This window comes from Acetobacterium malicum subsp. dehalogenans DSM 11527 (assembly GCF_000472665.1).
In the GTDB taxonomy this organism is placed as follows: domain Bacteria; phylum Bacillota; class Clostridia; order Eubacteriales; family Eubacteriaceae; genus Acetobacterium; species Acetobacterium malicum.
In genome coordinates this window covers 1-11,940 of sequence record NZ_AXAC01000025.1, presented here as the reverse complement: position 1 = coordinate 11,940, position 11,940 = coordinate 1, and the positions used below count along the sequence as shown (strand labels likewise).

The window sequence follows — 11,940 nt, the reverse complement described above, 5'->3', positions numbered from 1 at the left end:
TTGGGTGGTGTCCTTTTGTTATATCTGTTATAATGGGTTAAACAGATATAGAAAATGAGGTGAACGGAGATGCATGAACATCAGGGTGAAGGGATCGATGGTGGACGTGATAGTGGCCACGGCGGAGATCACCACCACCATCATCATGAACATACCCAGACCAAATCAGTATTGAATCGTCTTTCTCGGGCTGCGGGTCATCTTGAATCGGTGAAAAAAATGGTCGAGTCGGGAAGAGACTGCACCGAGGTGCTGATCCAGCTTTCAGCGGTGAAATCAGCTATTAATAACGTCGGCAAAATTATTTTACAGGATCACATTGAGCACTGCATCGTTGATGCGGTGGAGAATAACGACGAAAAGGCTTTAGAAGAACTCAGAAAAGCGATTGACCGCTTTATGAAATAAGCGCCGTGGGTTAAAGTCGGACAAATAGCGACTGGCATGGAAAGACATTCCAAAACAGAATACCATTTCTTAAAAAGAGACTTGCACAGGCGGTTTAAGCATGTTAAAATGGCAAACAGAAACAATGAAAAACACGTGATTGTGGCATTGTTTCTGTTTTTTAGTGGCTTGATTGTTTTTTATTAAAACACGGGCTGATAAATTAAATTGAATATTAATAAAACAGGTGCCGGCGGTAATCGAATGTATTACAGGCTGGTGAAAAGGGAAGAGGGGTGAAAATCCCCCGCGGTCCCGCCGCTGTAAGAGAAGAGTTCCTCCAGGAATGCCACCAGAATATGGGAAGGCAGGAGGCAATGTTGACGCTTTAGCCAGAAGACCTGCCTGCTTTAATTACTCAATCTCTACGCGTGATAGAGGAGGTGTTTTTTTTGGCAGGCTTTTTTTGCGACCTCACTATCTTTTCTGAGATGGTGGGGTTTTTTTATGGAAAAAATACCTCAAAAATACCGGTGCAAATTTTTAATTTTGTGATAAAGCTGAGGTTTTTGCTACAATGCGCAGTAGTATGAAACAGGAAGTTGATCAAATAAAACAAGTATTTAAGAGGAGAAAAGAAAATGAAGCTGAAAAAAGGTTTAGCGGTGCTAATCACCGCTGTGTTGTGTACCAGCATCTTGGCCGGTTGCAGTGGTGCATCGGCCAAAACCGATGTTTCCACCAAGGAAGAATTGAATTATGCCTGTACCAAGGATATCCGGGACATTAACCCCCATCTCTATTCGGGCGAGATGTCGGCCCAAAATATGGTTTTTGAAGGGTTGACGAAAAATGAGGGCGGCGAAGTGAAGCCAGCGCTGGCGGAAAGCTGGGAAATCTCGGCGGATGGACTGGAATATACCTTCCATCTACGAAAAGGGGTTACCTTTACGGATGGGGCTGCTTTTAATGCGGCCGCGGTCAAACTAAACATGGATGCCATCGTCGGAAACCTGGAACGCCATGCCTGGTTGGATATGGTCAATGAGATCAAGGAAAATGTGGTGGTTGATGAACATACCTTTAAGCTGGTGTTAAAGCATCCTTATTATCCGACCCTGGTTGAGTTGGGTCTGACCCGTCCGTTCCGCTTTATTTCACCCAATTGTTTTGTCAATGGCACAACCAAAGAAGGGGTCAATGGCTATGTTGGTACCGGTCCCTGGGTGTTATCCGAGCATGTCGATAATCAGTACGCCACCTTTACCCAGAATGAAACGTACTGGGGCGAAAAGACTAAAATCAAAACCATCAACTGGAAGGTCATGCCAGATCCCCAGACAATTTTATTAGCTCTCCAGAACGGTGAAGTGGATCTGCTCTTTGGGGCGGATGGCGATCAGGTTGACCTGGATTCGTATAAAAAGCTGGAAGAAGAAGGCGCCTATAAAACCTATAGCAGTGAACCGGTAGCGTCCCGAGCGATTCTCATTAATAGTAAAGCACCGATCACCAAAGACATTAAAGTCCGGGAAGCGATTGAATATGCGGTCAATAAGACCAACATTATTCAGGGCATTTTAAATGGTTCGGAGGATCAGGCTGATACGCTGTTATCAAAAGATGTGCCTTATTGCAACATTGAGCTTAAAACCATTACCTATAATCAGGAAAAAACCAAACAATTATTGGAAGAAGCCGGCTGGAAGCTGGGAACTGATGGGGTTCGCGAAAAGGATGGCCAGAAATGCGAAATCACTCTTTCCTATAATTCCAAAAACGCTCAGGAAGGCACTATTGCCACCTCGATTCAGGCAGATTTGGCCGCCGTTGGGATTAAGATGAATATTCTCGGAGAAGAAAAACAGGCGTTTTTGGATCGTCAGAAAACCGGAGATTTTGATCTTCAGTATTCACTGTCCTGGGGAACGCCCTATGACCCGCAATCCTATGTTTCATCCTGGCGAATTCCCGCTCATGGCGATTATCAGGCTCAGGCTGGATTGGAAAAGAAACAGTGGCTGGATGAAACCATTACCAAAATTATGACGGAGTCAGATGAAACCAAACGGGCAGCAATGTATAAAGAGGTACTGACTTATATTAATGACCAGTTTGTGTACATACCGATTTCTTATTCAAAAACAAAAGCGGTAGCCATTACTGGTTTAGAAGGGGTAACCTTTAATGATTCGCAATATGAAATACCATTCGAAAAAATGTACTTTTCCAATTAATCAGGTATGACAAATTGGAATAACAAAAGGGAGTAAGACCATGAAGAATTACATTGTCAAAAGGCTCCTGTGGATGATTCCGATTTTAATCGGAATCTCCTTTTTTGCCTTTGTTTTAATCAATTTAAGCCCCAGTGATCCGGCCGAGGTGGCCATTCGGGTCAATGAGATCACCCCCACCGCAGAAAATATTGCCCAGATGCGGGAGCAGTTGGGACTGGACGATCCCTTTATGACCCGCTATCTGACCTGGCTTAGCAATGCCCTTCAGGGGGATTTTGGCAACAGCTATGCGAATAATAAACCAGTTGGGGAAGAAATCGCCAAGGCGCTGCCGCCGACCCTTTATCTAGCCGGTGTTTCGCTGTTAATCATCGTTGTTGTCTCGGTCGGTGCCGGGGTTTTATGTGCCGTAAAAGAGGATAGCATCACCGATAAAACGATGCGGGCGATCGTTTTTGTGGGAACCGCCATTCCCGGCTTCTGGGCGGGTATTCTGCTGATGTGGCTTTTTGCCGTGAAACTAAAATGGCTGCCGACCAGCGGGATGACGACCCCGGTTGCGGTGCTTCTGCCAGCGGTGACCTTGTCGCTGGGATACATTGCAACCTATGTCCGGCTGATCCGGAACAATATGATTCATAACAAGCGGGAGAATTATGTGCTGTATGGACGGGTCCGGGGATTGAAGGAACAGACAATTATGAAACATGTCTTTAAAAATTCCCTGCAAACCTCCTTAACGGCCCTGGGGATGTCGATTCCCAAGCTGATTGCCGGAACGGTCGTGATTGAAAACATTTTTGCCTGGCCGGGAATCGGGAGGCTTTGTGTGACGGCGATATTCAACCGCGATTTTCCGATGATTCAGGCCTATGTGCTGATCATGGCGGTGCTTTTTGTATTTTGTAATTTACTGGTGGATCTGGGATCCGTCTGGATCGATCCCCGTAGAAGAAAGGAGGCCTGAGATGGCAGGATTCTGGAAACGGTTCCGAAATGATAACCTGGCCATGGGGGTCAGCTTATTTCTGTTAATGGTGATTACGCTGGCTATTCTGGCGCCTTTGTTAGCGCCCTACGATCCCACGGCTCAGAACATCATTGATAAGTTTCAGGGACCATCGCTGACTCATTGGTTTGGCACCGATCAATTAGGCCGGGATGTCTTTTCGCGGATTTTATTTGGCGGCCGGGTGACGATCCTCGTTTCAGTGCTGACGATGGTGGTGACCATTGTTATTGGTACGGTGCTGGGGGTGATGGCCGGTTATTTCAGGGGAACCGTCGACGATGTGATCATGCGGATCTGCGATATCATGCTGTCCTTCCCCAGCGAGGTGCTGATCCTGGCGATTGTGGGGATTTTGGGAACCGGAATAACCAACATTGTTCTGGCCACGGTGATCGCCAAATGGGCCTGGTATGTGCGGATGATTCGCTCGATTGTAATCCAGTTTATGGACAGCAACTATATCCGCTTTGCCAAGGTCGCCGGCTGCTCAACCGGGCACATTGTCAGAAAACATCTGCTGGTTGGTGCTATCGGCGAGATTGCGGTGCTGGCGACCCTGGATACGGCAGCGATTATTTTGAATATTTCGGCGCTTTCCTTTCTGGGTCTGGGGGTTCAGCCACCGACGGCCGAATGGGGGATGATGCTCAATGAAGCCAAAAATGTTATGACCACCAATCCCGGCCAGATGCTGGCGCCGGGGATGGCTATCTTTCTGGTAGTGGCAGCCTTTAATTTTCTCGGCGACAGCATTCAGGAGGCGCTTAATCCCAAAATCAATAGGGGCTTTAAGACGAAACGATATTCTTTACTTGATTCTTTATTTGGCCGAAAAAAGGTGGTGACCGAATGAGCGTACTATTAGAAGTCAGAAATCTCAGAGTCACTGATGAACGGGATCAGGATGAAATTATTCATGATGTCAGCTTTGCCGTGGCAGAAAACAGCTGTCTGGGGATTGTCGGTGAAAGCGGCAGCGGAAAATCGATGATTACCAGAGCGCTGTTGGGAATTACCAATCCCTGGTTGAAAAGTCAGGGATTGGCCGTTTTTAAGTCCCGGAACAGCGAGTTGGACCTGCTCCGGGAGGACGAAAATACGATGCGGAAGATTCGCGGCAAACAAATTGCGATGATCCTTCAGGATGCCATGTCAGCCTTTGATCCGATTGCCAAAATCGGTGATCAGATGGCCGAGACCTTTGTCGAGAATAAGCAACTTACCAAAAAACAGAGTCTAACACTGGCTAAAGAAGCCCTGGGCCTGATAAATATTCATGACCCGGAGCAGGTGCTGAAAAAATATCCCCATCAGCTATCCGGCGGGATGCTGCAGCGCTGCATGATTGCCACCGCTCTGGCGATGGAGCCGGATCTGATTGTGGCGGATGAACCCACCACTGCCCTGGATTCGATTAATCAGGGACAGGTGGTGGAAGAATTTAAAATGATCCGCGAAAAAATGGGAACGGCACTGATCTTTATTTCGCATGATCTGGGGGTGGTTAAACATCTGTCGGATCGGCTGCTGGTCATGAAGGATGGAGCCGCGGTGGAGTATGGGGATGCAGCCGACATTTTTGCAAATCCCCAGCATGCTTATACTAAATATCTCATTGACACCCGAATGGAACTGACGGAGTCGTTCCGAAAGGCGATGAGAAAAGGAGACCATAATGGCCAATCTACTTGAGATAAAGGACCTGGAAAAAAGTTATCTGAAGGTGGGCGTCAATTTTGGCGGCTCCCGGGTGAAGATCCTAAACGGGGTGAACCTGACCATTGAAGCCGGATCCTGCGTCGGCTTGATTGGTGAAAGTGGCAGTGGAAAAAGTACCCTGGCGCGACTGATTATGGGTCTGGAGAAGCCAGATAAGGGCAGCATCTTATTTGAAGGGATCCCGGCAAAACAATGGATTAAAAACAATAAGGGAAAAATGTCGGTGGTATTTCAGGATTATACGGCGTCGGTAAATCCCCGCTATACCGTGGTAGAAGCGATTGCTGAACCCATTTACGCCAGCGGTGCGGTAACAGATTTGGATCAGCGCATCGATCGATTGCTGGTGAAGGTGGGGCTGGAGCATGAAATTAAAAACCGTTACCCCCATGAACTCAGTGGCGGTCAGTTGCAGCGGGTGTGTATTGCCAGAGCCATTGCCACCAACCCCCGGTTTATTGTGCTGGACGAAGCGATCAGCTCCCTGGATGTTTCGGTGCAATCCCAGATCCTTAAATTGCTCCATCGGTTGCGCATTGAGATGAATATCACCTACCTCTTTGTCGCTCATGATCTGCAGGCGGTGTCTCATCTGTGTAATAAGATACTTTTTTTGTATCAGGGACAGATCGTCGAAGAACTGCAAAGCGGCGAATTGGCGATGGCAAAAAACAAGTATGCCCGGGATTTGCTGGCGTCGGTGATTCCCTTTGAGGTTTAGGAAAACAGCGAAGTGCCACTTTAGAATAGCACTTCGCCGTTTTTAGGTTGACAATGATGGGGAGATTATTGTAAAATAATAACGTTGAGAGGGAGTAGTTGTTATACAAAGTCAACATACTGGTGATTCATCACCTGGCTTTGTAGCCAATTCTGGTAACGAGACTTTTAGCGTAGTCCATTTGCGGGTGGATTATGCTAAGAGTCTTTTTATTTTGGAAAAGGTGGTACTGCTTAAATATAGTTGGAAGGAAAGAAAAATGTATTTAAATTTTGTCGCGTTTTTAGTTGCTGTCGGGGCGGTGGTTCTGGCTGAAATGGGGGATAAGACCCAACTGTTAGCAATGGCCTTTGCCACCAAGTATAAGGCTTCCAAGGTAATGATCGGGGTTTTTATTGCCACGGTATTTAACCATGCTCTGGCGGTGGCAGTGGGAAATTATATTACCCGGTTTGATGGCGCCCAGATCTGGATTCAGGGAATTGCTTCGTTATCTTTTATTTTCTTTGGATTATGGACCATCAGAGGGGATAAGCTTAATGGTGAGGAAAATAGGGCAACTAAATTCGGCCCGATTATCACCGTTACAATCGCCTTTTTTATCGCTGAAATGGGTGATAAAACCCAGTTGGCGACGATTGCGCTGGCCACCAAATTTCCTGAGAATGCCATTGGTGTTCTGGTGGGAACGACCACCGGGATGCTGATTGCCGATGCCATCGGGATTATCATTGGGGTGGTACTATGTAAAAAAATCCCTGAACGAACAGTTAAGCTGGTATCCGCCGGGGCCTTTATGTTATTTGGATTTATTGGCACCTATCAGGTGGCCTCCCAGCAATTGCAGTTGGGGATCGCAACGATAATTTTGTTAATGATTGCATTGTTGATTGTGACGGCTGGGGCATCCTACTACTTGATTAAAAAAGAACGGGAAGAAGAAAAAAAAGAAAGTGAACCACCATGTTATTGTAAAATTGATGAAGGGGACAGCAAAGAGAATCATAATAATTAGTCAAAAAAGTTGCGATGTTTAAGAAAAAACATCGCAACTTTTTTGTTGTTAAGCTATTAAGATTAAGATTAAGTTAAAATAGATTTTAAATTAATGTGTTTTACTGTAGTCCCAGTCCGGCTACAATCTCATCAATGCCGGTGAGAATATAGTTGGGACGGTAAGGAAAATCTTTAACCGTTGCCCGGGTGGACACACCGCTGAGAACCAGAAAAGTGGTGAGACCGGATTCGATTCCGGCAATAATATCAGTATCCATGCGGTCGCCAATAATCAGGGCATCATCACTGTGAACGCCCAGCCGTTTAATCCCGGTACGCATCATCAGTGGGTTGGGTTTACCGACGTAATAGGCTTCCTTGCCGGTGGCCAATTCGATCGGCGCGACAAAGGCCCGACAGGCCGGCACAATACCGTCTTCGGTGGGACCGGTTAAATCCGGGTTAGTGGCAATCAGTTTAGCACCTTTTTGAATCAGCTTCACAGCGCGGAGAACAGAGTCGTAATTATAAGAGCGGGTCTCGCCAAAAACGACATAGTCCGGATCCACATCATTCATGGTAATTCCGACATCATAAAGGGCATTGACCAGACCCGGTTCACCAATGACATAGGCCGAACAACCGGGGGATTGATCTTTCAAAAATTTTGCGGTCGCCAGGGCGCTGGTATAAAAATGGCTTTCATCAATGTCCAGACCCAGACGCGCCAGCTTTTCCTTTAGTTCAATGGGTGAACGTTCACTGGAATTGGTCAGGAAGAGGAAATTTTTATCGGTAGCGTAAAGCCAATCGACAAATTCTTTTACGCCTGGCAGCAGCCGATTACCGTGATAGATAACGCCATCCATATCGCAAATAAAGCCTTTTTTATTTTTTATCAGTTCTAATAATTCTTCATTCATTTTTGTACCTCCATTTTTTTCATTTATTTACAATATTATACCCTATTTAATCCGGATTCATCTTAAAAATAGGGTTAATTTATGTAAAAAGATGTAAATAAATGTAAAAATTTAACTTAAACTAGGAATGGCAAAAATTTTTCGTCTTCGCATAAGTATTTGCCCGGGCAACTGTGATAAACTCAAAAACAGGAAAAATACTGTTTCAGGAAGGCAAAGGAATGCAAATGGAGACAATCTTAAAAAATTATGATGATATGCGTGTGATGCGGATGATCAAAAAACAGCTGATTAACTGTGAATCAAAGCTAGACCTGCTCCGCAAAGAATATGAGGAAAAAGACGATCAGCTTTTGGCGCTGGGGATTAAAAAGGAAGTGACCAATCGTTCGGTGGATGAAGAGGAAGTTGGCGCCCTGACAGCCCGACTGGAAGCTTTAAAAAAAGAAATCCAAGAAATTGAAGAAGATAAGAGCAAAATGGCAGCCTTCAATGCCTACACTCGTCAATAGCAGAATCCGGATTAAAATCGGGGCTTGACTTTAGCGATGTGATGTAATAATATTAGAACAGCAAGAGATAAATAGTAGCGCAAAATGGGGTACACCACCGAAAGGGTGTAATCGCGTTTTGTGCTTTTTTTGCGTTTAAAATATGGTTAGTTAATAAAGTGCCGTTAGCTTCGCTGCCGGTTTGCGCTAAACAATTTTTACACTGTACGTCGGACAGGCTACCGCCTGTTCGCCTACACGTTAAAAAATTGTTTGCGGAAACCGACATCAAAGCAAATTTTGTTCAAATTTTTACAAACAAAGAAGGATGTAATCAAAATGAGAGTTAATGGAAAAGAAATGACCCTGGGCAACTGTCAAAATCTATTACAGTTTTTGGAAGTCAATCAGTTTGATGTGGCTACCCTGGCGGTGGCCAGAAATGGTGAAATCATCCCGAAACCGACCTATGATACAGTGGTACTATGTGAGGAGGATACTCTCGAAGTAGTTCGCTTTGTGGGTGGTGGTTGATCCTCATTAGGCAACAAAACGCTGGCAATGATTGTTCAAATGAGATGTTTTATAAATACCAATAATAAAGTCACAAAGGAGAAAAAATGACAGATCAATTAGTAATTGGCGGACACCCTTTTAATTCCCGGTTTATTTTGGGGTCGGGAAAGTTTTCACTGGAAATTGTGAAGGCGGTGATAGAGAATGGCGGCGCGGAAATAGTAACCCTGGCGCTACGGCGGGCCAATCTGGGCGGCGAAGAAAATATTCTCGATTATATTCCCTTAAATGTTACGTTGCTGCCCAACACCTCCGGAGCCAGAACCGCTGAAGAAGCGGTTAAAATCGCCCGGCTGGCCCGGGAAATCAATTGCGGGAATTTTGTTAAGGTCGAAGTCATCAGGGATTCCAAATATCTGTTTCCTGATAACTATGAAACCATTAAAGCTACGGAGATCCTGGCCAAAGATGGTTTTGTGGTGCTGCCCTATATGTATCCGGATTTAAATGTCGCCCGGGATTTAGTCAGTGCCGGAGCGGCGGCAGTCATGCCATTGGCGGCCCCGATTGGCAGCAACAAGGGACTGAGCACCCGGGATTTTATTGAGATTCTGGTCAATGAAATTGCGGTTCCGATTATCGTCGATGCTGGCATCGGGCGGCCGTCCCAGGCCTGTGAGGCGATGGAAATGGGGGTCGATGCAGTGATGTGCAATACAGCGGTGGCGACGGCCAAAAATATACCACTGATGGCCAGGGCCTTTGGTCAGGCTATTGAATCGGGCCGAAATGCCTATCTGGCTGGTCTCGGTCGGGTCTTAACCGAGGCGGAAGCATCCAGTCCCTTAACCGGATTTTTGGAGGATTAGGATGGCAGTGAAACGAACGGATCCGATGGCCTATCAACCGGGAATGGCAATGATCGCTTCGGATATCCGGGATAAGGTCTTAATAAATGTGGATAACTATGACTATTCCAAGGTGTCAGCCCGGGATGTGGAAGAAGCCCTGAAAAAAAATCATTTATCGCTGGAAGATTATGGAGCCTTATTATCACCCGCTGCGACACCATATTTAGAAGAAATGGCAAAAAAAGCCATTATTGAAACCAGAAGATACTTTGGCAACAGTATCGGTCTGTTCACCCCCCTTTATATTGCCAATTACTGTGAAAATAACTGTGTATACTGTGGATTTAATTGCAAAAATAAAATCCGCCGGGGCAAGCTTAGTCGGGCGGAAATGGAGAGTGAGCTGGAAGCCATTGCCAAAACTGGATTAACAGAGATATTGATTTTAACCGGAGAATCCCGGCATCATTCCGGAGTGGAGTATATTGGGGCCGCGGTTAAGCTGGCGGCAGAATATTTTGCTACCGTGGGGATTGAAATCTATCCCCTGAATGCTGATGAATACGCCTATCTTAAAAAATGCGGCGCCGATTTTGTCTCGGTCTATCAGGAAACCTATAATCTCGACAAATATCAACAGGTTCATTTAAGTGGGCCCAAGCGGGTCTTTCCCTATCGGTTTGACGCCCAGGAGCGGGCCTTGATGGGGGGCATGCGGGGAGTGTCCTTTGGGGCCTTGCTGGGTTTGGATGACTTCAGAAAAGACGCCTTTGCCACCGGGCTTCATGCTTTTTTTATTCAGCAGAAATACCCTCATGCCGAAATCGGCTTTTCCACCCCCCGACTCAGGCCCTTTATAAACAATGCCAATAACAACCCTAATGATGTCCATGAGCAACAGTTGCTGCAGGTGATGCTGGCCTACCGCTTGCTGATGCCCTTTGCGGGAATCACCATTTCAACCCGGGAACGGGCCGGCTTTCGGGATCATGTCATCGGGATGGTGGCGACAAAAATTTCGGCTGGTGTCAGGGTCGGCGTGGGCGGTCATGAACAGGAAGAAAAGGGCGATGAACAGTTTGAGATTTCTGATCCCCGCAGCGTTACCGAAGTGCATCAGATGATTTTAAACCGTGGCCTTCAGCCAGTTTATCGCGACTATATCCGGGTATAAAGCTTATTAATTGACGGTTTTCTTTTTCTCAAAATATGATAGACTATAAACAAGAAAAATGAAGGAGCCTATTATGCTGATTTGTATAACTAACCAGAAATTGTGCCGGGACGATTTTCTGAGTCGCATCAATGAAATTGCCAGTGGGAAACCCGATGCCATTATGCTGCGAGAAAAAGAACTGGATGAACCAGACTATCTAGAGCTGGCTATTAAAGTGAAAGAAATCTGTGATCGGTATCAGGTGAAACTGATCATCAATCATAATATTGAAACGGCCGAACGATTAAAGGTGGGCGCAGTTCAGGTATCGATTGATGATATCCGGAAAAAGGGCCAAGCAATCAAAGCTTTCGATCAGGTTGGGGTATCGGTTCACTCGGTGGAACAGGCCTGCGAAGCGGAAAGATTGGGAGCCGACTACTTGATTGCTGGTCATGTTTTCCCCACCGATTGCAAAAAAGGCCTACCGGCCCGGGGACTCCGTTTTCTCAAAGAAGTATGCGATTCCGTCAACATCCCGGTTTATGCCATTGGCGGCATCAGCGAAGTCAATTACAAAATTGCGATGATGGCCGGCGCCAAAGGGGTCTGCATCATGAGCGAAGCGATGACCACCGATCACCCGGAAACCCTGGCGCAGCGATTTATCTTTTAATGAATTATTTTTAATAACACCGCTACAATTGAAGCGATCGGGTTTAAACAAAAAAGGGATAAGGCTTAGCCATTATCCCTTTTTGGTTTGCGAGGCATGTTGCCGAGCTAATGGTCTGAAAGAAGACCTGTCACCTGGCTAATTGGGAAGACAAGCTGTAAGCAAGGGCGTTTCCGGCGACGGAAGGGTCTGAAGGAAGCTGATGGCGGTTGTTGGAACGGAACGCAAGTGAACCAGTGATGGTATATATGA

The 11,940-nt window shown here is 46.1% G+C and carries 13 protein-coding genes and 1 riboswitch; of the genes, 12 read left to right on the top strand and 1 reads right to left on the bottom strand.

The window, feature by feature from the left end; genetic code table 11:
• The first annotated feature begins 69 nt into the window (after window positions 1-69).
• The 7 genes from A3KS_RS0110490 (at window position 70) to A3KS_RS0110455 (ending at window position 7,094) form a co-directional block, all read left to right on the top strand.
• Window positions 70-408 (top strand): metal-sensing transcriptional repressor, encoded by a 339-nt coding sequence (locus A3KS_RS0110490; RefSeq protein WP_026394888.1) that lies wholly within the window; start codon window positions 70-72, stop codon window positions 406-408.
• A 207-nt stretch (window positions 409-615) separates the two neighbouring features.
• A riboswitch (cobalamin riboswitch) is annotated at window positions 616-810 on the top strand.
• A gap of 218 nt (window positions 811-1,028) precedes the next feature.
• Window positions 1,029-2,624: a nickel ABC transporter substrate-binding protein gene (nikA, locus tag A3KS_RS0110480; protein ID WP_026394887.1), complete on the top strand. Its 1,596-nt coding sequence runs from the start codon at window positions 1,029-1,031 to the stop codon at window positions 2,622-2,624.
• A gap of 40 nt (window positions 2,625-2,664) precedes the next feature.
• Window positions 2,665-3,594, top strand: a complete 930-nt coding sequence (opp1B, locus tag A3KS_RS0110475; RefSeq protein WP_026394886.1) for a nickel/cobalt ABC transporter permease — start codon at window positions 2,665-2,667, stop codon at window positions 3,592-3,594.
• A gap of 1 nt (window position 3,595) precedes the next feature.
• A complete protein-coding gene (gene opp1C, locus A3KS_RS0110470) occupies window positions 3,596-4,492 on the top strand; it encodes a nickel/cobalt ABC transporter permease (protein ID WP_026394885.1) in 897 nt (298 codons plus the stop codon).
• Entirely contained in the window at window positions 4,489-5,331 is an 843-nt protein-coding gene (locus A3KS_RS0110465; protein ID WP_026394884.1) for an ABC transporter ATP-binding protein, read from the top strand. Before opp1C ends, A3KS_RS0110465 begins: the two co-directional genes overlap by 4 nt.
• On the top strand, window positions 5,315-6,079 hold the full coding sequence (locus A3KS_RS0110460) for an ABC transporter ATP-binding protein (protein WP_026394883.1): 765 nt from the start codon (window positions 5,315-5,317) through the stop codon (window positions 6,077-6,079). The genes A3KS_RS0110465 and A3KS_RS0110460 overlap by 17 nt, the downstream gene beginning before the upstream one ends.
• A gap of 259 nt (window positions 6,080-6,338) precedes the next feature.
• A complete protein-coding gene (locus A3KS_RS0110455) occupies window positions 6,339-7,094 on the top strand; it encodes a TMEM165/GDT1 family protein (protein WP_026394882.1) in 756 nt (251 codons plus the stop codon).
• 100 nt (window positions 7,095-7,194) lie between these two features.
• Here the strand turns inward: A3KS_RS0110455 and A3KS_RS0110450 are convergent, their stop codons facing one another.
• Entirely contained in the window at window positions 7,195-7,998 is an 804-nt protein-coding gene (locus tag A3KS_RS0110450; RefSeq protein WP_026394881.1) for an HAD-IIA family hydrolase, read from the bottom strand.
• A 221-nt stretch (window positions 7,999-8,219) separates the two neighbouring features.
• Here A3KS_RS0110450 and A3KS_RS0110445 point away from each other — a divergent pair, with 221 nt between their 5' ends.
• The 5 genes from A3KS_RS0110445 (at window position 8,220) to A3KS_RS20860 (ending at window position 11,688) form a co-directional block, all read left to right on the top strand.
• Entirely contained in the window at window positions 8,220-8,510 is a 291-nt protein-coding gene (locus tag A3KS_RS0110445; protein ID WP_026394880.1) for a hypothetical protein, read from the top strand.
• Window positions 8,511-8,828: 318 nt separating this feature from the next.
• On the top strand, window positions 8,829-9,023 hold the full coding sequence (thiS, locus tag A3KS_RS0110440) for a sulfur carrier protein ThiS (protein WP_026394879.1): 195 nt from the start codon (window positions 8,829-8,831) through the stop codon (window positions 9,021-9,023).
• An 86-nt stretch (window positions 9,024-9,109) separates the two neighbouring features.
• Window positions 9,110-9,874, top strand: a complete 765-nt coding sequence (locus tag A3KS_RS0110435) for a thiazole synthase (protein WP_026394878.1) — start codon at window positions 9,110-9,112, stop codon at window positions 9,872-9,874.
• A 1-nt stretch (window position 9,875) separates the two neighbouring features.
• Window positions 9,876-11,030 (top strand): 2-iminoacetate synthase ThiH, encoded by a 1,155-nt coding sequence (thiH, locus tag A3KS_RS0110430; RefSeq protein WP_026394877.1) that lies wholly within the window; start codon window positions 9,876-9,878, stop codon window positions 11,028-11,030.
• Window positions 11,031-11,103: 73 nt separating this feature from the next.
• A complete protein-coding gene (locus tag A3KS_RS20860) occupies window positions 11,104-11,688 on the top strand; it encodes a thiamine phosphate synthase (protein WP_035355975.1) in 585 nt (194 codons plus the stop codon).
• Window positions 11,689-11,940 lie beyond the last annotated feature (252 nt).

What these genes read in the sequence shown, in the direction of transcription:
- A3KS_RS0110490 (WP_026394888.1), top strand. Translation starts at nt 70, where the DNA reads ATGCATGAACATCAGGGTGAAGGGATCGATGGTGGACGTGATAGTGGC.
- nikA (WP_026394887.1), top strand. Translation starts at nt 1,029, where the DNA reads ATGAAGCTGAAAAAAGGTTTAGCGGTGCTAATCACCGCTGTGTTGTGT.
- opp1B (WP_026394886.1), top strand. Translation starts at nt 2,665, where the DNA reads ATGAAGAATTACATTGTCAAAAGGCTCCTGTGGATGATTCCGATTTTA.
- opp1C (WP_026394885.1), top strand. Translation starts at nt 3,596, where the DNA reads ATGGCAGGATTCTGGAAACGGTTCCGAAATGATAACCTGGCCATGGGG.
- A3KS_RS0110465 (WP_026394884.1), top strand. Translation starts at nt 4,489, where the DNA reads ATGAGCGTACTATTAGAAGTCAGAAATCTCAGAGTCACTGATGAACGG.
- A3KS_RS0110460 (WP_026394883.1), top strand. Translation starts at nt 5,315, where the DNA reads ATGGCCAATCTACTTGAGATAAAGGACCTGGAAAAAAGTTATCTGAAG.
- A3KS_RS0110455 (WP_026394882.1), top strand. Translation starts at nt 6,339, where the DNA reads ATGTATTTAAATTTTGTCGCGTTTTTAGTTGCTGTCGGGGCGGTGGTT.
- A3KS_RS0110450 (WP_026394881.1), bottom strand. Translation starts at nt 7,998, where the DNA reads ATGAATGAAGAATTATTAGAACTGATAAAAAATAAAAAAGGCTTTATT.
- A3KS_RS0110445 (WP_026394880.1), top strand. Translation starts at nt 8,220, where the DNA reads ATGCAAATGGAGACAATCTTAAAAAATTATGATGATATGCGTGTGATG.
- thiS (WP_026394879.1), top strand. Translation starts at nt 8,829, where the DNA reads ATGAGAGTTAATGGAAAAGAAATGACCCTGGGCAACTGTCAAAATCTA.
- A3KS_RS0110435 (WP_026394878.1), top strand. Translation starts at nt 9,110, where the DNA reads ATGACAGATCAATTAGTAATTGGCGGACACCCTTTTAATTCCCGGTTT.
- thiH (WP_026394877.1), top strand. Translation starts at nt 9,876, where the DNA reads ATGGCAGTGAAACGAACGGATCCGATGGCCTATCAACCGGGAATGGCA.
- A3KS_RS20860 (WP_035355975.1), top strand. Translation starts at nt 11,104, where the DNA reads ATGCTGATTTGTATAACTAACCAGAAATTGTGCCGGGACGATTTTCTG.